Consider the following 17,185-nt stretch of genomic DNA (forward strand, 5'->3'; position numbering starts at 1 on the left):
AAGCAGCCGGGCAGTGGCGGCGTCAACACAGGTGGATCGCCGCCGCGGCGCGCCGCAACTCGGCGCGGAAATCCGGATGCGCCACGGCGATCAGCGCCTCGGCGCGCTGCCGCGCCGACTTGCCGCGCAGCTGTGCCACCCCGTATTCGGTGACGACGTAGTTGATGTCGTTCTTGCCGGTGGTGACGTGGGTGCCCGGCGTCAGCGTGGGCACGATGCGCGAGATCGTGCCGTCCTTGGCGGTGGAAGGCAGCACGATGAATGCCTTGCCGCCGCGCGAGCGGTTGGCGGCGCGCACGAAATCGACCTGGCCGCCGGTGCCGGAATAGGGCAGGTGGGCGATGCTCTCCGAGCCGCACTGGCCCAGCAGGTCCACCTGCAGGCTGGCGTTGATGGCCACCAGCTTGTCGTTCCGGCCGGCGATGTACGGATCGTTGGTGAAGCTGACCGGGTGCATTTCCAGCATCGGATTGTGGTGCATGAAGTCGTACAGCTTCTTCGAGCCCAGCGCGAACGTGGCCACCATCTTGCCCGGCATGAAGGTCTTGCGCCGGTTCGTCACGACCCCCTCCTCGACGAGCTTGAGAATGCCGTCGCCGATCATCTCCGTGTGGATGCCCAGGTCGCGCTTGTGCGACAGCTGCATCACCACCGCGTCCGGGATGCCGCCATAGCCGATCTGCAGGGTCGAACCGTCCTCGATCATGTCCGCCACGTAGCCGGCGATCGCCTCCTGCACGGGGCCGATCTTCGGCAGGCCCACTTCGAACACAGGGTCCTGGCTCTCCACCACGGCCGCCACCTGGTCGATGTGGACGTGGCACTGGCCGTGCGCGAACGGCACGTTCGGATTCACCTCCAGCACCACCGCGCGCGCCTGCGCCACGGCCGCCATCGTGTAGTCGGCCGCCAGGCTGAGGGCGAAGAAGCCATGCTCGTTCATCGGCGAGGCCAGCGCGAACACGACGTCCGCCGGTATCTGGCCCCGCTCGATCAGCACGGGGATCTCGGAGAAGTAGGCTGGCACGAAATCGGCCCAGCCGGCCTGGCCGGCGGCGCGCGAGGCGCCGCCAAAAAACAGCGCCAGGTGGCGAACGTTTTGCGTCGTCTCGCAGTCGAAGTAGGCGTATTTGCGCAGCGCCAGGATCTGCGCCACCTTGACGTCGCGCAGCTCGCGGCGCCGGTCGGACAATGCCGTCAGCAAGGCCGGCGGCTCGCCCGCGCCCGATGGGACGATGATGCAGTCGCCGTCGCGCAGCAGCGTGATGGCATCGTGGGCGGAAACCTTTTTGCTTTCGAACAACGCTTGCGGGGACTGATGTTGCATGGATGCAGCCTTTCTCGATAAAAAGGGGGAACACCTGCTGCGCCACTATACGCCGCCCGGCCATTGCGGTATATCTATGTCGTACCGCAGAGTATCCGCAAGGGTCCGATTGTGAGGCTCCGCACAGAAATCGCGGGTGTGCACCCTTACACTTTACCCAAGCTTTAGGAAAAGCACGCAATGTGGCAGAGCCGAGCCGATCGGCGATTTGTTGACTTGACCTAGAGACGTATCATGAAGACCCGTTTCATGACGCGCCCGCTGTGGGCGCTGGCGTGTGCGACGCCCCTGACCTTCGCACCGTGTGCCTTGGCCCAGAACCAGACGCCGGCCCCCGCCGCCGGCTCCTCCGTGCAGGTGTACGGCACGCTCGATGCGGGCGCCGTATCCGAACACGACTGCCGAGGCGGCAGCTGCGTGTCCACCAAGATCTCGCCCGGGGTATCGACCGGTTCCGTCATCGGTTTCACGGGCCGCGAGGCCCTCGGCAAGGACACCTCCGCCATCTTCACGCTGGAAGCCGGCATCCGCAACGATACCGGCCAGTCCGACCAGAATGGCCGCCTGTTCGGCAGCCAGGCCTATGTGGGCCTGGCCAACCGCTGGGGCGCGGTGACCGTGGGCCGCCAGTACGACGTGGGGTACGAGACGCTGGCCGAAGTGGCCGACCCGTTCCGCGGTGGCATGGCCGGCGCCGCCACCAACCTGATGGGTAACGGCAATAAGCGCTCCGACAACACCGTCAAGTACCGCTCCGCTTCCATCCATGGCTTCGTCGCCAGCGCGATCTACAGTTTCGGCGAATCCGCCTTCAGCACGTCGCGCAACCGCGCCTATGGCGCGATGATCGGCTACCAGGGCGGCCCGTTCACCTTGCGCGCCGCGCACCAGCGCAAGAACAATTTCCTGCAGGGCGCCGGCGCCACCACGCCGGTGGACCTGTCGTCGCGCAATTCGCTGGTGGCCGCCAACCTGCACGTGGGCCAGGCCACCACGCTGTATGCCGCGTATGCGGTCAACCGCGGGGTCGGCAGCTCGCCCTGGGACCAGGACAATCCGTATGGCGCGCTGGTGCTGGCATCGCCGTCCACGCGCAGCAATGACGCGCTGGCTGGCGTGTCGTACGCCAGCGGTGCCGCGACCTACATGGTGTCGTACATCCGCAAGGACGACCGCACGCTGGCCAACCAGGACGCGAACCAGGTCGCGGTCGGCATGACGTACTCGATGTCGCGCCGCACGGCGTTCTACGCGGCGTATGCGCGGATCAAGGATCACAACGGCGCGCCCTACACGGTCGGCAACTTCAGCGAGAAGGGCCAGGGCCGCAGCGCCGTCAACATCGGCCTGCGCCACGCCTTCTGAGGGCTGCTTGGCCGGTATGCTAGATTCTGTGCTTTTGACAAGCACGGAGCGAGCATGTACCTGACTTATTTCAACGGCGCCTGGAACGAAGGCAATACCCCCCTGTTCGGCGCCATGGACCACAGTGTGTGGCTGGGTTCCTCGGTCTTCGACGGCGCCCGTTCGGTACGCGGCCACATGCCCGACCTGCGAGCGCACCTGCAGCGCGTGATCCACTCGGCCGAGCGCCTGGGCATGCAATGCCCGCTGTCGGTGGACGAGATGGAAGCGCTGGTGCGCGAGGGCGTGGCCAAGTTCCCGCCGGAAGCGGAACTGTACATCCGTCCCCTGGTGTTCGCCACCGACGGCCTGCTGGTGCCGGTAGCGGAAAAGAGCGCGTTTGCGCTGACCCTGTTCGATGCGCCGATCCCGCCGTTCACCGGCTTTACGGCCTGCCTATCGGCGCTGTTGCGGCCGGACAGCCGGATGGCGCCGACGGACGCCAAGGCTTCCTCGCTGTACGCCAACACGACGCGCGTGCTGCGCGAGGCCAAGTCGAAGGGCTTCGATAACGCGGTCGTGTGCGACATGGACGGCAACGTGGCCGAGTTCGCCACCGCCAACCTGTTCTTCGTCACGCCCGCGGGCGCGGTCGTCACGCCGGCGTTGAACGGCACGTTCCTGGCCGGCATCACGCGCGCGCGCGTGATCGCGCTGTTGAAGGAAGACGGGGTGCACGTGGAGGAGCGCACCGTGCGGCCGGAAGAGCTGACGACGGCGACCGAGATCTTCAATACGGGCAATTTCGGCAAGGTGACGCCGTGTGTGCGCTATGAGGAGCGGGCGCTGCCGGTGGGACCGGTGGCGACGCGGGCGCGTGATCTGTACTTTACGTTCCTGGAAGCGAATTGAGCTGAGTTAACCCCGCTGTCACCATGGCTTGGCTTCGGTCTTGCGGTGGCGCGATAAAGGCCAACTTCGGGGTCAGTCCCTTGCAGGGACAGACCCCAGCGGCAGGCGCTATTGAACCGCCTTCACCGTCCCGCAATCGCGCGCCAGCCAGCGCCCGCTGCTCTCCACCGTCATGTGACGCGGCTGGCCCAGCGCCGCGCTCTCGACAGCCATGCGCATCGAGAAGCCGCTGTCGCCTTCGAAGATGACCTGGCCGTTGCCGCTGGAAGCTGGATTGCTGCACTTGAACTGCAGCGCCAGCCCGCCGGGAATGGCACTGCGGGTACTCTTGCACTGGCCCGGCTGGCCGTGCGGCATGGTCGGGTTGGCGGCCTGTTCGGGCGTCACGCAGAACTGCACCTTGACACCGCCGCCCTCGGCCAGCGCCAGGGTCACGCCCTGTTTCGCCAGCGCCTGCTCGAGGGCGCGGCGCTGCTCCGGCGGCATCGCCGCCATCTGCTGCTGGGCCTGCGCCATCGCCTGCATCGCGGCGGGATCGGCGGCGGGAACCTTGCTGGTCATTTCCCACAGGCCGGGCTTGATCGACGCGGCCAGGGCCGGCAACGTCAGCGCCGCCGACAGCAGGGCCGCACGGCAGAACGTGGTGAGGGCAGGGGTGGCGCAGGTGCTCATGGTGTCTCCTGTCGGAATGCCGGCCGCGCCGGCGGCCGGGTAGTGGATCGTGCCGGCGGACCTCAGCTGCGCGGAGCCGCCTCGGCCACGTAGATCTCCACGCGGCGATTGCGGGCACGGCCGCTGTTGTCGTCGTTCGATGCGATCGGCTCGCGCGCGCCGCGGCCTTCCACGACGATGCGGGTGGGCGACACGCCCTTGGTGGCCAGATAGTCGCGCGTGTGCGAGGCGCGCTCGACCGACAGCGGCTGGTTGATCGCGTCGTTGCCGGTGCTGTCCGTGTGGCCGATGATCGTCACGGTCGTGGCCGGGTTTTCGTTCAGCGTGGTGGCGAAGCGGTCCAGGATCGGGCGGAAGTTGGACTTGATGTCGGCCCGGTTGGTGTCGAACGAGATGTCGCTCGGGATTTCCATCTTGAGGCGGTTGTCTGCCGTCTGCGTGACCTGCACGCCGGTGCCCTGGGTGGCCTGTTCCATCGTTTTCTTCTGCGCTTCCATGCGCTTCGACCAGATATTGCCGGCCACCGCGCCCACGGCCGCGCCCAGCACGGCGCCGCCGGCGGCGCGGCCACCGCCGCCGCCGCTCGTCGAGGCGCCCAGGATCGCGCCCAGGCCGGCGCCGATGCCGGCGCCGGTGGCCGTGCCGCGCTGTTCGGGATTCATGTCCGCGCAGCCGGTCGCGCCGACCGTCATGGCGAGCGCGACAGCGCCTGCCACTGCCTTCTTGCAGGTTTCATTCAGGATGTTCATGGGCCTGTTCCTCCTTGTTATGGTGTGCCACAAAAAAACACAGCGGCGTGCATTCTCATGCAGCGCCGCTGTCGGTGTCGCTAATCAAGCTAGACGCCGCGTCCGCTGATCAGGCGCAGCAGGATCATGATGACGGCCACGACCAGCAGGATATGGATGAAACCGCCGATGGTGTACGACGTGACCAGACCCAGCAGCCACAGAATGATGAGTACTACAGCAATAGTGTAAAGCATGATCGGATCCTCTCGTCTCAAGTTGAAATTATCCGGCGGTATGATGCGTCGCCGTCGTGGAAATCATTATCGGCGTCGCCACTGCTGGCTTCTGTTCGGTGCCGTACACTGGCGAAAAAAGCATTGGCAATTTTCCAACACAACAGCAATTACTTGTCGCCCAGCCGCGGTACCCAGCCGAGCAAGCCCAGCAGCCCAGTCACGCCGAACAGGCCGATCACCAGCCCGCCCGTCAGCAGCAGCATGATGGTCCACTCCGGCACGGCCGCCTCGGCCGTCTCCAGTTCCACGAAGCCCATGCGCGCCAACAGCAATCCCAGCGCGATCAGCCAGCCCCAGGTCATCCTGTTCATCGTTTCCTCCCATTGATGGTTGCGCTTGTTCGTCGTACGCGATGCCGCAGCGTGAAGCCATTGTGTCGGCGGCTGTCGAGCGGGCTCTGTTCGCTGCCGTACACAGCAAAAAAAAGCCCCGTGGCACGCCACAGGGCTTGGACCGCTGTCGGTCGGCGAGGTTCAGCGCGACTGCAGCATGCCGTTCACCACTTTCACCTGGTCGCCCTGGCGCCACACGGGCGAATCGGTGTGGAAGGTGCGCAGTTCGCCGTCGTTCATGCGTACCGTCACGTCGTACTTCTTGGTCGCTTTCATATTGCCTTCGACCTGGTTGCCGACCACGGCGCCGCCGATGGCGCCGGCGATCGTCGCCAGGTCGCGGCCCTTGCCGTCGCCGACCTGGCGACCCAGCAGGCCACCGACGACGGCACCGCCGGCCGCGCCCATGCCGCTGCCGGCTGCGCGGGCCTTCGTTTCGCTGACGCTTTCCACCATGCCGCACGACTTGCAGACGGGCGTGGCCGCATGCTTGCGTTCGGCGGCGCGTTCCTGTGCGCGCTCGCGCTCGCGTTCACGCTGCAGCGCTTCGTCGCGCACCGGCGCCGCACGGCGCGGCTCGGAGGCCGGCACGACGGGCGAGGCGATCACGTCGCCCGAACCGCCGCTGGTGCCCAGCGCGCCGCTGCCCGATGTGGAGACGCCGTTGATGGTGCCGGCGCCGGCGGCGTACTGGCTCGATTGCGTGGCCGGGCCGGGCGGCGAGTACGGTGCCGTGGCCAGTTGCTCGGCCGGTGGTGTGACCAGCTGGTCGGGCCGGCCGGCCTTGTCGGAAGAGGGCAGCCAGCCCATGAAGGCGGCAATGCCGACGCCGCAGAACAGGATGAACACGACGGCCGCGATCAGCAGCACGGGGTGCAGGTTGTGACGGGTCGGTGGGGTGCTTGGATGGTTCATGATGGGTCCCTTTTTGTGGCGGCCGCGCGCGGGTGAAACGCAGGAAAGACGCAGGAAAGCGTGGGGTGAAGGATCGCGCGAGCCTTTGCTGGCATTGTCCTTCCCGTCATCAGCATGTTCCGTGCGTCACCGTACATACATGGGAATTGAGAGTCGTTACGCTCTTTCCTAACTTGTGCACATGCCAACCTATCAGGCTTACCGATGAATCTGAACTTTGACACCGCGCACAGCAGCCACGCTTCGATGGTCACGCCCGGTAACCGATTGCTGGCCAACCTTCCCGAGGACGACCTGGCCCAGCTCGAAGCCTGTTGCGAGACGATCGATGCCGAAGTGGGCGATGTCCTGTTCGAGCCCGGGCAGACGATCCAACACGTGTATTTCCCCATCGACGCCCTGGTCTCGCTGCTCGCCGTCGCCGAAGGGCGCATGACGCTCGAGGTGGGCTCGGTCGGCCGCGAAGGCATGATCGGCGCTTCCGCCGCGCTGGGCAACGACGAGGCGCAGGTGCGCGCCGTCGTGCAGCGCGCCGGCCGCGCCCTGCGCATGAGCGCGGCCGAATTCGCCGCCCGCGCCGGACGCATGGAATCGCTGCAGCACCTGCTGCACCGTTATACCGATACGCTGCTGGCGCAGGCGATCCAGATCGCCGTCTGCAGCCGTTTCCACGTGCTGGAGGCGCGCCTGGCCCGTTCGCTGCTCGTCACGCGCGACCGCCTGCAATCGGAGAAATTCCACCTGACGCACGAGTTCCTGGCGCACTCGCTGGGCGTGCGCCGCGTCGGCGTCACCAAGGCCGCCAGCGCGCTGCAGAACCAGAAGCTGATCTCCTATAGCCGCGGCAATATCGAGATCCTCGATTCGAACGGGTTGGAGGCGGTGTCATGCCGCTGTTACGACCTCGTGAAGGATCGTTGAGCGCGCACTGATCCCCTGATCGGCTCTTCCTGCCTGCTACCATGGCGGTCTTGAACCCTGTGGAGGTGGTAGTCATGTACAAACGTGTGGAAACCTGGCCGGACGATGCCGATGGCGAGGTGTTGCGCTTGCTGGCGGAAAGTGGATTCGACTTCTCCGCCGAGGTGCCGATCGAATTCAATGTGGACGTGGAAGAGTGGCCCCCTGAGGAAGCGCTGCTGGCCGAGCTGCGCAAGCATTACGATGACGTCGAATGCGTGGAGGCGGAAGATGGCGACCGCTTCGTCCAGTTCGTCGTCACGAGCCGCGTCAGCTATGAGCTCGTCACGTCGGTGCAGCGCGCCGCGACCGAGCTGGCGGCGCCGTTCGGCGGGTGGTGCGATTCGTGGGGTGCAAATGCTTGAGTAAAAACCCAAGGGGACAGGCCGCGGCCTGTCCCCGGTGTCGATACGTGGTGGTATCAGCGGCTCGGCTTGCTGGTCTGGTTGCCGATGACGCCGCCGACGGCCGCGCCGCCGACCGTGCCCAGCGCCGAGCCGCCCGACAGGGCCGAGGCCGGCCACGGCGCCGACGCCGGCGCCGATGGCCGTGTTGCGGTCCTGCGTGGACATGCCGGAGCAGGCGGTCAGGCCCATGACGGCGCCGGCGATGGTGAGACGCATTGCGATCTGTTTGGCATTCATGATGTTCTCCTTGGGTGAGCGGCCCGTTGCACGGGCACTTGAGTCATTGCGTTAAGCAGGGTGGATTACTTCGCGGCGTCCTTGAGCTTCATGTCGTTCCTGACCACCTTCACGCCGGCCACGCTGCGGGCGGCAGCCACGGCGGTGTCGATCTCCTGCTGGCTGGCCGCGAAGCCGGACAGGCGTACTTCGCCGTCATAGCTTTCCACGGCGATGTCGGCCGGATTGATGCCTGGCTGCTGGGCCAGGCCCGCCAGCACGCTGTTCGTCAGCGCCGCGTCGGTGACGGCGGCGCTGTTGGACGAATTGGCCAAGGCGCCGGTGGCCGGCGCCGGGGCATTGGTCGAGGCGCATGCCACCAGCGTGGCCAGCACCAGGCCGGACACGATGGTCGGCAGGGAAGTCAGGTTGTTCATTGCACGCTCCTTGTCTCGAATGATGTTTTCGCTGCGCAGCCGACGCTGCTGCATCAACGGTTTCAGGATAAGAAAAGGGTATAAACCGTTCTGTTCGCCATCGCACCCAGTAACGGTTTGTTACCCTTTTGTCGCGCTTCGGCTCGCTTCGGTGCGCTTCATTTGCCTTTCACCTGCTCGGCGGTCGGCCGCTTCGAGGCCGGCAATTGCTTGCCCGGCGGCGGTGCCGAGGGCTTTGCTGTCGACTGCGCCAGCAGCTTGGCGCAGTCCACGCCGCCGCCACCGCCGTGGATCAGCGGAATCACGGCGGCCACCGGCGCCGCCAGCGTGGCCAGCGCGATGGCGCCGCCAGCACGCATCGCCAGCACGCCCTTGTCGATGGCAACGTCGGGCTGCTTGAAGCTGCCGCGCACGTAGATCGGCGAACGCAGCGAGACGATGCGCAGGCCCTTGCTGTCCGGCTTCAGGGTCAGGTCCATCTTCTCGTCCGCCAGGCTGACGGCGCCATTGATGTGCAGGGTGGCGTCGGTCGTGTCGACGATGAACGAGCGCGTCTGCGCCACGCCGTTCGTCACGGCGAAGTCGCCGGCCAGGCAGTTCATCTGCACCGGCTTGTCGCCCACCAGCTTCGTCACGACGATGCTGCCCACGTTCAGGCCCATCTGCTCCAGCAGCATCTTGCTGATCGTGCCCTGGCTGACGGTCGCCTTGACCTCGCCGTTCGACGCGGCCAGCAGCGTGGCCACCGAGTTCCCCGTGGCGGACAGCCTGGCCTCCGCGTTGATTTCGCCCACCGTGGCCTGCTTGATCTGCTCCACGTTCGGGAACAGCTCCTTGATCTTGATGTGGCGACCCTTGACGTCCAGGTTGGCCGCGATCGCGTCCTTGACCTGCTTGCCGCTGCCGTCCAGCTTGACGGTGGACGCCATGCTGCCGCCGGCGAAGTCGAAGTTCAGCGGCGTCAGTTTCAGCACGCCGTCGTTCAGGTGGAACTCCGTGTACAGTTTGCTGATGGGCAGTTGCGCCGTGCGCGTGATGCGGTCGGCCTTGAAGCTGACGTCGGCGTCGATGCTGGTCCAGCGTTCGGTGCGGAACTTCTCGACCGGCAGCACCTTGTCGGCCGGCTGCACGGCCTCGACGCCGCGTTCCTTCTTCTTCTCGTTCGAGTCGGCGCCGATCAGCGGACCCAGGTCGGCGAACTGCAGCAGCTTCGAATGCACGGTGCCGGTCAGGTGGCCGCGCGGCTTCTTTTGCTGGTAGGCCAGCTTGCCGCCGATGTCGGACGAGCCCACCTTGCCGACGAAGTTATCGTAGGTCCACTTGCTGTTGCCCTTGGCCAGCTGGCCGACCAGGTGGCCATGCGTGGAGAACGGCGGCGTCTCCGGCAGCACCAGGCCCGTGATCGGGTACAGCCGCGCCATGCTGGCGCCGGACACCTTCAGGTTCATGTCGATGCCGGCCAGCTTGGCAGGATTGACCAGCGTGCCTTCGGCGGCCACCGAGACCAGGCCGATCTTGGCATCCGCCAGGATGGGGAAGGGCACGCTCGCATCCTGCAGCGACAGCACGGCGCCGGTCTTGCCGGTGCCGCTGATGGGCGCGTCGTTCCATTGGCCCGACAGCTTCCAGCCGACACCGTACTTGCGATCGTTGTCCAGCGTGTCGACCTGCGCGGTGGCGTCGATGTGCTCGACACCGTCGACGAAGCGGATACTGCCCTTGCTGAACACGACGCGGTCCAGGTCCAGCTCCCACTTCGATTTCTTTTCCTTTTTTTCGAACGTCCAGTTGTTGCTGCCGTCGGCCGTGCGGCGCAGGTAGACGCTGGGCGAGCGGAACGCCAGCTCGGGGATCGAGATCGTCTGGTGCAGCAGCGCGAACGGGTTGAGCGAGAACGACACGGCGTCCACGCTGGCCATGTCGGCCGGCACGCCATCCTTGCCCACCATGGCGGTCGGATTGCCCAGGTGCACATCGCGCGCCACCAGGTGCGGCCAGGGGATCCAGTCGCGCCAGCTGCGGTCCTGTGGCGCGCGCGGCTGCTTTTCCCACGTCAGGGAGAGGTCGCCGCGGATGGCGAACGGGCGCTCGATGGCTTCGCTGGTCTTCGCGTTCAGCCAGGGGCGCGCCTTGTTCCAGTCATAGTTGAGCAAGACGACGAGGGCGATGGCGGGGATGGCGACGACGGTGCCGCCCACGGCCAGCGCGATCTTGGTTCGACGAGGCATTGTCATGGCAGAGCCTTTCTGTTTTGGATACGCCTGACGACCTTACACGATGGCTTTCGCAAGCAATGTGCGGTTCCGCACCGTAAGTAGCCACACTTTGCGGCGTGCGCACGCTTGCTGCCATATGTGCGGCAGCGTACTGAAGGGATGTTGTCCGTTAGGCTATAACTTCACCATCACGACCGTTCAACTTCAGAGGAGAAAAAGAATGAGCCCTCGTCTTACCCTGCCGGCAGTCGCGGCAACCGTGGTTTCCGCATTGTTGCTGTCGGCTTGTGCCAGCCAGAAAGCCCCCGCGACGGCCGACGTGGCCGTCTCGCAGGCCGCCGTCGAAAGCGCGGCCCAGGCCGGCGCCGCCGAGCTGGCACCCGCCGAGCTGACGTCCGCCCGCGAGAAGTTCGCGCGCGCCAACCAGGCCCTGAAGGAACGCGACTACAAGCTCGCTTCCGAACTGGCGACGCAGGCCCAGGCCGAAGCGAAGCTGGCGCAGAGCAAGGCGACGTCCGCCAAGGCCACCAGCGCCGCCGATGCCGTCCAGGAAAATATCCGCGTGTTGCGCGAGGAACTGGATCGCGCCAACAGCGCCAACAAGTAAGAAGGAGAGCACACGATGAACAAGACCTTCACGCAAAAAGCCGTCACGCCGCTGGTGCTGTCGATGGTACTGGCCCTGTCGGCCTGCAGCTCCACCCCTGTGACGACCAGCACGCTGGACCAGGCCCGCAGCGACTACACCGCTGCCCAGAACAGCTCGGTGGCGCAATACGCGCCGAACGAGTTCAAGGCCGCGACGGAAGCGCTGAACGCCGCCAACACAGCCGCGTCGAACCGCGAGGACCTGACCAAGATCGACCAGCTGGCCAGCCTGGCCAAGACCAAGATCGCCACCGCGCAGGAAGTGGCGCGCACCAAGCAGGCCGAAGCGAACCTGGCCAGCTCGGCGCAGGAACGCGAGAAGATCCGCCTGCAGGCCCGTACCGCCGAGGCCGAAGCTGCCCGCCGCAACGCCGAGCAGGCCCAGCGCGACGCCGAGGCCGCCAAGGCCCAGGCGGAGCAGGCCACGGCCGCCACGCGCGATGCGCAGGCCCAGGCGTCCGCGTTGGCCGCCCAGCTGGCCGAACTGAAGGCCAAGCAGACCGAGCGCGGCATGGTCGTCACCCTGGGCGACGTGCTGTTCAACACCGACCAGGCCGTGCTGACGTCGAGCGGCATGGCGACCGTGCAGAAGCTGGCCAACATCCTGCGCGACAACCCGGACCGCACCGTGCTGGTGGAAGGCTTCACCGACAGCACCGGCTCCACCGCGCACAACCTGGAGCTGTCGCAACGCCGCGCCGAAGCCGTGCGCGCCGCGCTGGCGCAGATGGGCATCGAGCGCAGCCGCGTGGACACGCGTGGCTATGGCGAAGCGTATCCGGTTGCCAGCAACAACTCGGCCGGCGACCGCCAGCTGAACCGCCGCGTCGAGATCGTGCTGTCCGAAGCCGGCAAGCCGATCCAGGCCCGTCGTTAATTTTTACTTAGGAAGATCATGTCCGACAACACCCCTACCCAGGCCAGCGGCATCGATACCGCGGCCATCCGGGCCGCCGCGCAGAACATGGCGGACGGTCCGGTCACGGCAGGCTACAAGGGCGACCGCGAAGCCGTGCTGAAAATGCTGAACGACGCGCTGGCCACCGAGCTGGTCTGCATCAACCGCTACAAGCGGCATTACTACACGGTCAGCGGCCGTGCCAACTCGGGCATCAAGGCGGAGTTCCTCGAGCATGCCAACGAGGAAGAGCAGCACGCCGACTGGCTGGCCGAACGCATCGTCCAGCTGAACGGCCAGCCCGACTACAACCCCGCGACCTTGCTGGCACGCAGTCACGCCGAGTATGATGAGTCGATGGAAGTACAGTCGATGGTCCGTGCCAACCTGATCGCCGAGCGCGTGGCGATCGAGGCTTACCGCCAGATGATCGAGCAGATCGGCGAGACCGATCCCGTGACGAAACAGCTGTTGATCAAGATCATGGCTGAAGAGGAAGAGCACGCGGACGACATGCGCGATCTGCTGGAGTAAGCACTTGCGGGAACGCCAGCGCGAGCCGATACTCGCGCTGCCCGGTTTTACCTTCAGTTTTCACTTAAGGGAGGCGAGCCTCCCATACTGCCAATAAAGGAGCATCATCATGCTGGAAAATAACATCAGTACCGTAAACAACGACGTGAAAACGCTGGTCAAGGATGCACAGGCCCTGTTCACCGCCGCCACCGCGCTGACGGGCGAGAAGGCCGAGGAACTGCGTGGTCGCGGCATGCGCGCGCTCGATTCGGCCCTGGCCCGTGCCCAGGAAGCCCAGGTGAAAGCCGTCGAGACGGGCAAGCAGGCTGCCGCCAGCACCGATGCCTACGTCAAGGAGAACCCATGGCGTTCGATCGCCGTGGCAGCGGGCGTCGGCCTGCTGGTCGGCGTGATCGTGGGCCGCAAATAAGTGGCCGTGGCTGGAGACGACATGGAACACTCCGAGCCACATCCGCCCGGCCTGATCGCCTCGCTGGCCGGGGTAGCGAAAAACAGCCTGCGGCTGGTCTTGTCGCGGGTCGAACTGGCCGCGCTGGAACTGTCGGAAGTGCGCAATCACCTGGTCCAGCTGTCGGTGCTGTTCGCGCTGTCGGTGCTGGCCGCGTGGTTCGCCATCGCCTTCGGGACCGCCACGCTGATCTACCTCGTGTGGGCCGAGCTGGGCTGGAAGATCCTGCTGATCCTGGCGGTCGTCTTCGTCATCATCGCGGCGGCTCTGATCATGTCGATCAAGAAGCTGATCCGGCAAGGCCGGCTGGCGCTGTCCGCCACGATGGCCGAGCTGAAGGCTGACCGCGACATGTTGCTGTGAAAGGATAGCGATGAGCGACAAATACGAGAACGAGGCGGGCTATGCGGCCGCCAAGGCCAGGCTGATCAAGGAGGGCGAGCTGCACCGCCTGGGCGTCGCGCACTCGAAGCACATGGTGGCGCAGAACCTGCATCCCGAGGTGCTGCTGCACGGCGCCGTCGACATGGCCATCGCGGCCGTGCAGGCGCGCTTCGCGGGCATTTTGGCGGCCAAGACGGCCGGCATGAGCGGCGGCGACGGCTCCGGCCTGGGCGGCATGCTTGGCGGTATCAACTACAAGGCCCTGATGCCGGTGGCGATCACGGTGGCGTCCTTCATCTCGAAGCGCCGCCTGACCAAGCCGGCCTTGGCTGTTGGTACCGTTGCTGCCGCCGTGGCAGGGTGGTACTACCGCAGGAAACGCAAGGTTACCGTTACGTACTGAGCGCCGATGGCCTTGGCCGTTGGATGAAACGCTGCTTCGGCAGCGTTTTTTTATGGCGCTCTCAAGAAGAAGGCGGCGGCTTGTTTTGCTTCCCGTGGCTTGCGGTCAGAAGCGTGTTTGTGCTCCGAGTCCCCTCTGAGTTACAGACACACGTAATCCAGCCTGCCTTAAGGCTAAGTCAGTTCGCTCAACGACACCGCTAAGTTTCCTTCGATAAATTGAACGGCTTGTTCGAAAGTGCCGCCGGGGTGTCCAGCCACGTCTCGTCGTAGCGAAAACTCAGCGGCTCTGTCGGCAGCAAGGTGCCGATCAACCCTGCCGGGCCGAACACCGACAAGGCGGCGGGGAGTGACGCGGTGTTCATCGTCAGGCTTTCCGCACGATCAGCTCGAGCCCCAGCAACCGCATGACGTCGAGTGCCTTCTGCATCTGAATCGTCTCCTTGCCGCGTTCCAGGTCGATAATGAAACGGTTGCCCAGCCCAGCCAGGCCGGAGACGTCTTCCTGGGTCATTTGTTGTTGCTTACGGGCAGCTCGGACGAGCTCGCCCAACTGGCGTACCGATTCGATGGACGTATCGTCATCCCTTTTGTTATCGTTCATCCGCCGCCTCCGAATATGCTAGATCGGTAAGATTAAAGCCGAAAGAGTGAGGGCGAGGCGGAAACTGATCGAGCGGTAAGAAAGGTGAAAAATTCCACTGGATCTGTTCAGAAGCTTCCCGGTCGGTAAGAAGAAGGGCACGCGCCATGTCCCAACCTTGCGCGCTACAATCCACTCATTTGCCGACATTGCGAAAGGAGCACCCGTGGCGGAAGGAGCGGAACACCGGCTGAACCCGGCCGGCCTGCGCGTCGTGCTGGTGCTGCAGGGCGGCGGCGCACTGGGCGCCTACCAGGCCGGCGTCTATCACGCGCTGCACGAGCACAACCTGACGCCGGACTGGGTGGTCGGCACCTCGATCGGCGCCATCAATGCGGCGCTGCTGGCTGGCAACCGCCAGCCCGACCGTCTGCGCCGGCTGCGCCAGTTCTGGGACAGGGTGGCGCACCGCGATGCCGTCGATCCGGTGCGGCTGTCGGACGACCAGCGCCGCGCCAATATCTGGCTGTCGACCCTGGACACGCTGTGGCGTGGGGTGCCCGGTTTCTTCAAGCCGCGGCCATTCGGCATGTTTGCCGCCGGCCTGCCGGTCACACCGGAGGAGGCCAGCTTCTACGACACGGGGGAGTTGACGGCCACGCTGAAGGAACTGGTCGATTTCGACTACCTGAACAGCCCGGAAGGCATGCGCCTGACCGTCAACGCGCTGCGGGTGCGCTGCGGCTCGCTGGTCAGCTTCGACAGCCGCGACGCCAATATCTGTGCCGAGCACATTCGCGCCAGCGGTGCGTTGCCGCCGGGCTTTGCACCGGTGCGCATCGATGGCGAGCTGTACTGGGACGGTGGCCTGTATTCGAACACGCCGCTGGAAACCGTGCTGGACGACCGCTCGCAGGTCGATACCCTGTGCTTCATGGTGGACCTGTGGAGCGCCGAGGGGCCGGAACCGCGCACGCTGGAAGAGGTGCAGACGCGCCAGAAGGACGTGACGTTCGCGTCGCGGTCGCGCCGCCACCTGGAGGATTACGTCAACACACGGCGCCTGCAGCACAAGCTGCGCGAGCTGTACGCGGCCCTGCCGGACCGGGAGAAGAGTGCGCAGGGCGCACGCGAGCTGGACGCGCTGGGTTGCGGCAGCACGCTGCACGTGGTGCGCTTGCCATACGCGGGACGCGACTGGCAGATGGCCATGAAGGACATCAATTTTTCCAAGGGCTCGATCGAGTGGCGCTGGGACCAGGGCTACCGCGACGCGCTGCGCGCCATCGAGGCCGCCGGCTGGCTGCACTGGGTGGCGGACGATACGCCGCTGGTCGTGCACGAGCTGCCGCCCGTGGAACGGGTGGCCTGATGGCCGGCGGCGCCATCGCGCCGCCGGCAGGGCTTATTCGGACGGTCCGGTCGTCTCGACCTTGCCCGCCATCTGGTTCGATACCGTGACCAGTTCGCGCACGTGGGCCATGTCGTCCTTGTAGGTCTGGCGCGCTTCCTTGACGCAGCTGCCGCGCTCACCCGCCTGCATGCGCTTGCACTCGGCCAGCGCCTCGTTCAGGGCTGCGCCGATCTCCTTTTTCTTGGTGGCGATCTGGGCCTCGATGGTGCGGTCTTCCTTCATCCAGCGGGCCGGCTCGCCGCGCGCCAGTTCCTGTTTCTGATGCTGTGCTACCTCGGCCGGCGTCGTCTGGCCGGCGGCACCGGCACACATGCCGGCCGCGAGCGCGCCGGCCAGCAGCGCACCAATCAAGCTCTTGTTCATGTTGACTCCTTCCAAAAGTGACAAGGGGCGCTGACGCGCCCCCGGATGTGCTTACAACCTGCCGGTCAGTAACATGATCAGCAGGATCACGACAATCAGCCCTGCGATGCCGCTGGGCGCATAGCCCCAGTTGCGGCTGTGGGGCCAGGTCGGCAGTGCGCCGATCAGGACCAGGACCAGGATGATCAGAAGAATGGTGCCCATGGATGCTCCTTGTTGTGATTATGGGGGGATGGTCGAAGCGGCCGTCCCGGCGGCGTGCCGCGGGCCGCCGGGACGCGCCCTCGTCAGTACCGGTACACGCGGCCGTCGACCAGGCGCACCCGGCTGCCGGCACGCAGGTCGTACGCGCTGTCCTGGTTCACGGTGCGATAGTCGCCGTTGTCCAGGCGCACGTTGATCTGGTAGACATCGTGCGGGGCGTTGCGGTTCGATTCGACCTGGTTGCCTACCAGCGCACCGCCGATGGCGCCGGCTGCCGTGGCGGCCGTGCGGCCGCTGCCCGAGCCGATCTGGTTGCCCACCAGTGCGCCGACCAGGCCGCCGGCAACGGCGCCCGCGCCGCTGGTGGCCGGATCGACGCGCACCACCTGGATCGATTCGATCGTGCCGTAGGTGGACGCGTCGGCGCGGGTGGAATAGCTGGTATCGGTCGGATTGCTGGTGCTGGCGCAGCCGGTCGTCAGTGCGGCAACCGCGACCATCACAGCGGAAAGTGCTTGTGTGGTTTTCATCGTGTCCTC

The 17,185-nt window shown here is 65.8% G+C and carries 24 protein-coding genes and 1 pseudogene; 11 read left to right on the forward strand and 14 right to left on the reverse strand.

Annotation, left to right across the window (positions count from 1 at the left end):
* Positions 1 to 22: 22 nt before the first annotated feature.
* Entirely contained in the window at positions 23 to 1,327 is a 1,305-nt protein-coding gene (locus E7V67_008010; GenBank protein ID WUR15041.1) for an acetyl-CoA hydrolase/transferase C-terminal domain-containing protein, read from the reverse strand.
* A gap of 234 nt (positions 1,328 to 1,561) precedes the next feature.
* Here E7V67_008010 and E7V67_008015 point away from each other — a divergent pair, with 234 nt between their 5' ends.
* Positions 1,562 to 2,692: a porin gene (locus E7V67_008015; GenBank protein WUR15042.1), complete on the forward strand. Its 1,131-nt coding sequence runs from the start codon at positions 1,562 to 1,564 to the stop codon at positions 2,690 to 2,692.
* A gap of 54 nt (positions 2,693 to 2,746) precedes the next feature.
* Positions 2,747 to 3,583 carry a branched-chain amino acid aminotransferase gene (locus E7V67_008020; GenBank protein WUR15043.1) on the forward strand — a complete coding sequence of 279 codons (837 nt, stop codon included), beginning with the start codon at positions 2,747 to 2,749 and terminating at the stop codon, positions 3,581 to 3,583.
* Between the two features lie 108 nt (positions 3,584 to 3,691).
* Here E7V67_008020 and E7V67_008025 read toward each other — a convergent pair whose 3' ends face one another.
* The 5 genes from E7V67_008025 to E7V67_008045 form a co-directional block, all read right to left on the reverse strand.
* On the reverse strand, positions 3,692 to 4,255 hold the full coding sequence (locus tag E7V67_008025) for a DUF3617 domain-containing protein (GenBank protein WUR15044.1): 564 nt from the start codon (positions 4,253 to 4,255) through the stop codon (positions 3,692 to 3,694).
* 62 nt (positions 4,256 to 4,317) lie between these two features.
* The gene (locus E7V67_008030; protein ID WUR15045.1) at positions 4,318 to 5,004 is read right to left on the reverse strand and encodes an OmpA family protein; all 687 of its coding nucleotides are present in this window, start codon (positions 5,002 to 5,004) and stop codon (positions 4,318 to 4,320) included.
* Positions 5,005 to 5,093: 89 nt separating this feature from the next.
* Positions 5,094 to 5,240 (reverse strand): lmo0937 family membrane protein, encoded by a 147-nt coding sequence (locus E7V67_008035; protein ID WUR15046.1) that lies wholly within the window; start codon positions 5,238 to 5,240, stop codon positions 5,094 to 5,096.
* Positions 5,241 to 5,389: 149 nt separating this feature from the next.
* Positions 5,390 to 5,593, reverse strand: a complete 204-nt coding sequence (locus E7V67_008040) for a hypothetical protein (protein WUR15047.1) — start codon at positions 5,591 to 5,593, stop codon at positions 5,390 to 5,392.
* Positions 5,594 to 5,755: 162 nt separating this feature from the next.
* Positions 5,756 to 6,529: a glycine zipper 2TM domain-containing protein gene (locus E7V67_008045; protein ID WUR15048.1), complete on the reverse strand. Its 774-nt coding sequence runs from the start codon at positions 6,527 to 6,529 to the stop codon at positions 5,756 to 5,758.
* Positions 6,530 to 6,733: 204 nt separating this feature from the next.
* Here E7V67_008045 and E7V67_008050 point away from each other — a divergent pair, with 204 nt between their 5' ends.
* Both E7V67_008050 and E7V67_008055 read left to right on the forward strand, forming a co-directional pair.
* A complete protein-coding gene (locus tag E7V67_008050) occupies positions 6,734 to 7,450 on the forward strand; it encodes a Crp/Fnr family transcriptional regulator (protein WUR15049.1) in 717 nt (238 codons plus the stop codon).
* 74 nt (positions 7,451 to 7,524) lie between these two features.
* The gene (locus E7V67_008055; GenBank protein ID WUR15050.1) at positions 7,525 to 7,854 is read left to right on the forward strand and encodes a ribonuclease E inhibitor RraB; all 330 of its coding nucleotides are present in this window, start codon (positions 7,525 to 7,527) and stop codon (positions 7,852 to 7,854) included.
* A gap of 56 nt (positions 7,855 to 7,910) precedes the next feature.
* Here E7V67_008055 and E7V67_008060 read toward each other — a convergent pair.
* From E7V67_008060 to E7V67_008070, 3 genes and pseudogenes are all read right to left on the reverse strand, one after another.
* Positions 7,911 to 8,112: pseudogene (locus tag E7V67_008060) on the reverse strand (glycine zipper 2TM domain-containing protein).
* Between the two features lie 86 nt (positions 8,113 to 8,198).
* Positions 8,199 to 8,549: a BON domain-containing protein gene (locus E7V67_008065; protein ID WUR15051.1), complete on the reverse strand. Its 351-nt coding sequence runs from the start codon at positions 8,547 to 8,549 to the stop codon at positions 8,199 to 8,201.
* A 158-nt stretch (positions 8,550 to 8,707) separates the two neighbouring features.
* Positions 8,708 to 10,783: an AsmA family protein gene (locus E7V67_008070; GenBank protein WUR15052.1), complete on the reverse strand. Its 2,076-nt coding sequence runs from the start codon at positions 10,781 to 10,783 to the stop codon at positions 8,708 to 8,710.
* Between the two features lie 202 nt (positions 10,784 to 10,985).
* Between E7V67_008070 and E7V67_008075 the strand changes: the two genes are divergently transcribed.
* The 6 genes from E7V67_008075 (at position 10,986) to E7V67_008100 (ending at position 14,083) form a co-directional block, all read left to right on the forward strand.
* Complete coding sequence (locus E7V67_008075; protein ID WUR15053.1) at positions 10,986 to 11,372, forward strand: DUF4398 domain-containing protein; 387 nt, start codon at positions 10,986 to 10,988, stop codon at positions 11,370 to 11,372.
* Between the two features lie 15 nt (positions 11,373 to 11,387).
* Positions 11,388 to 12,290, forward strand: a complete 903-nt coding sequence (locus E7V67_008080; protein WUR15054.1) for an OmpA family protein — start codon at positions 11,388 to 11,390, stop codon at positions 12,288 to 12,290.
* 18 nt (positions 12,291 to 12,308) lie between these two features.
* Entirely contained in the window at positions 12,309 to 12,845 is a 537-nt protein-coding gene (locus E7V67_008085; protein WUR15055.1) for a ferritin-like domain-containing protein, read from the forward strand.
* 109 nt (positions 12,846 to 12,954) lie between these two features.
* Positions 12,955 to 13,257 (forward strand): DUF883 family protein, encoded by a 303-nt coding sequence (locus E7V67_008090; protein WUR15056.1) that lies wholly within the window; start codon positions 12,955 to 12,957, stop codon positions 13,255 to 13,257.
* 21 nt (positions 13,258 to 13,278) lie between these two features.
* Positions 13,279 to 13,659 (forward strand): phage holin family protein, encoded by a 381-nt coding sequence (locus E7V67_008095; protein ID WUR15057.1) that lies wholly within the window; start codon positions 13,279 to 13,281, stop codon positions 13,657 to 13,659.
* Positions 13,660 to 13,669: 10 nt separating this feature from the next.
* Entirely contained in the window at positions 13,670 to 14,083 is a 414-nt protein-coding gene (locus E7V67_008100; GenBank protein WUR15058.1) for a hypothetical protein, read from the forward strand.
* A gap of 199 nt (positions 14,084 to 14,282) precedes the next feature.
* Here the strand turns inward: E7V67_008100 and E7V67_008105 are convergent, their stop codons facing one another.
* Together E7V67_008105 and E7V67_008110 are read right to left on the reverse strand one after the other, a co-directional pair.
* On the reverse strand, positions 14,283 to 14,447 hold the full coding sequence (locus E7V67_008105) for a hypothetical protein (GenBank protein ID WUR15059.1): 165 nt from the start codon (positions 14,445 to 14,447) through the stop codon (positions 14,283 to 14,285).
* Positions 14,448 to 14,449: 2 nt separating this feature from the next.
* Positions 14,450 to 14,686, reverse strand: coding sequence for a helix-turn-helix domain-containing protein (locus tag E7V67_008110; GenBank protein ID WUR15060.1), 237 nt, complete (start codon positions 14,684 to 14,686; stop codon positions 14,450 to 14,452).
* Between the two features lie 205 nt (positions 14,687 to 14,891).
* Between E7V67_008110 and E7V67_008115 the strand changes: the two genes are divergently transcribed.
* The gene (locus tag E7V67_008115; GenBank protein WUR15061.1) at positions 14,892 to 16,037 is read left to right on the forward strand and encodes a patatin-like phospholipase family protein; all 1,146 of its coding nucleotides are present in this window, start codon (positions 14,892 to 14,894) and stop codon (positions 16,035 to 16,037) included.
* Between the two features lie 33 nt (positions 16,038 to 16,070).
* Here the strand turns inward: E7V67_008115 and E7V67_008120 are convergent, their stop codons facing one another.
* From E7V67_008120 to E7V67_008130, 3 genes are all read right to left on the reverse strand, one after another.
* Positions 16,071 to 16,442 carry a hypothetical protein gene (locus tag E7V67_008120; GenBank protein ID WUR15062.1) on the reverse strand — a complete coding sequence of 124 codons (372 nt, stop codon included), beginning with the start codon at positions 16,440 to 16,442 and terminating at the stop codon, positions 16,071 to 16,073.
* Positions 16,443 to 16,493: 51 nt separating this feature from the next.
* A complete protein-coding gene (locus E7V67_008125; protein ID WUR15063.1) occupies positions 16,494 to 16,646 on the reverse strand; it encodes a DUF3309 domain-containing protein in 153 nt (50 codons plus the stop codon).
* Between the two features lie 83 nt (positions 16,647 to 16,729).
* Complete coding sequence (locus tag E7V67_008130; GenBank protein WUR15064.1) at positions 16,730 to 17,176, reverse strand: glycine zipper 2TM domain-containing protein; 447 nt, start codon at positions 17,174 to 17,176, stop codon at positions 16,730 to 16,732.
* Between the last annotated feature and the right edge of the window lie 9 nt (positions 17,177 to 17,185).

The sequence above is a fragment of the [Empedobacter] haloabium genome, from assembly GCA_008011715.2.
Classification (GTDB): domain Bacteria; phylum Pseudomonadota; class Gammaproteobacteria; order Burkholderiales; family Burkholderiaceae_D; genus Rugamonas; species Rugamonas haloabia.

What these genes read in the sequence shown, in the direction of transcription:
- E7V67_008010 (WUR15041.1), bottom strand. Translation starts at nt 1,327, where the DNA reads ATGCAACATCAGTCCCCGCAAGCGTTGTTCGAAAGCAAAAAGGTTTCC.
- E7V67_008015 (WUR15042.1), top strand. Translation starts at nt 1,562, where the DNA reads ATGAAGACCCGTTTCATGACGCGCCCGCTGTGGGCGCTGGCGTGTGCG.
- E7V67_008020 (WUR15043.1), top strand. Translation starts at nt 2,747, where the DNA reads ATGTACCTGACTTATTTCAACGGCGCCTGGAACGAAGGCAATACCCCC.
- E7V67_008025 (WUR15044.1), bottom strand. Translation starts at nt 4,255, where the DNA reads ATGAGCACCTGCGCCACCCCTGCCCTCACCACGTTCTGCCGTGCGGCC.
- E7V67_008030 (WUR15045.1), bottom strand. Translation starts at nt 5,004, where the DNA reads ATGAACATCCTGAATGAAACCTGCAAGAAGGCAGTGGCAGGCGCTGTC.
- E7V67_008035 (WUR15046.1), bottom strand. Translation starts at nt 5,240, where the DNA reads ATGCTTTACACTATTGCTGTAGTACTCATCATTCTGTGGCTGCTGGGT.
- E7V67_008040 (WUR15047.1), bottom strand. Translation starts at nt 5,593, where the DNA reads ATGAACAGGATGACCTGGGGCTGGCTGATCGCGCTGGGATTGCTGTTG.
- E7V67_008045 (WUR15048.1), bottom strand. Translation starts at nt 6,529, where the DNA reads ATGAACCATCCAAGCACCCCACCGACCCGTCACAACCTGCACCCCGTG.
- E7V67_008050 (WUR15049.1), top strand. Translation starts at nt 6,734, where the DNA reads ATGAATCTGAACTTTGACACCGCGCACAGCAGCCACGCTTCGATGGTC.
- E7V67_008055 (WUR15050.1), top strand. Translation starts at nt 7,525, where the DNA reads ATGTACAAACGTGTGGAAACCTGGCCGGACGATGCCGATGGCGAGGTG.
- E7V67_008065 (WUR15051.1), bottom strand. Translation starts at nt 8,549, where the DNA reads ATGAACAACCTGACTTCCCTGCCGACCATCGTGTCCGGCCTGGTGCTG.
- E7V67_008070 (WUR15052.1), bottom strand. Translation starts at nt 10,783, where the DNA reads ATGACAATGCCTCGTCGAACCAAGATCGCGCTGGCCGTGGGCGGCACC.
- E7V67_008075 (WUR15053.1), top strand. Translation starts at nt 10,986, where the DNA reads ATGAGCCCTCGTCTTACCCTGCCGGCAGTCGCGGCAACCGTGGTTTCC.
- E7V67_008080 (WUR15054.1), top strand. Translation starts at nt 11,388, where the DNA reads ATGAACAAGACCTTCACGCAAAAAGCCGTCACGCCGCTGGTGCTGTCG.
- E7V67_008085 (WUR15055.1), top strand. Translation starts at nt 12,309, where the DNA reads ATGTCCGACAACACCCCTACCCAGGCCAGCGGCATCGATACCGCGGCC.
- E7V67_008090 (WUR15056.1), top strand. Translation starts at nt 12,955, where the DNA reads ATGCTGGAAAATAACATCAGTACCGTAAACAACGACGTGAAAACGCTG.
- E7V67_008095 (WUR15057.1), top strand. Translation starts at nt 13,279, where the DNA reads ATGGAACACTCCGAGCCACATCCGCCCGGCCTGATCGCCTCGCTGGCC.
- E7V67_008100 (WUR15058.1), top strand. Translation starts at nt 13,670, where the DNA reads ATGAGCGACAAATACGAGAACGAGGCGGGCTATGCGGCCGCCAAGGCC.
- E7V67_008105 (WUR15059.1), bottom strand. Translation starts at nt 14,447, where the DNA reads ATGAACACCGCGTCACTCCCCGCCGCCTTGTCGGTGTTCGGCCCGGCA.
- E7V67_008110 (WUR15060.1), bottom strand. Translation starts at nt 14,686, where the DNA reads ATGAACGATAACAAAAGGGATGACGATACGTCCATCGAATCGGTACGC.
- E7V67_008120 (WUR15062.1), bottom strand. Translation starts at nt 16,442, where the DNA reads ATGAACAAGAGCTTGATTGGTGCGCTGCTGGCCGGCGCGCTCGCGGCC.
- E7V67_008125 (WUR15063.1), bottom strand. Translation starts at nt 16,646, where the DNA reads ATGGGCACCATTCTTCTGATCATCCTGGTCCTGGTCCTGATCGGCGCA.
- E7V67_008130 (WUR15064.1), bottom strand. Translation starts at nt 17,176, where the DNA reads ATGAAAACCACACAAGCACTTTCCGCTGTGATGGTCGCGGTTGCCGCA.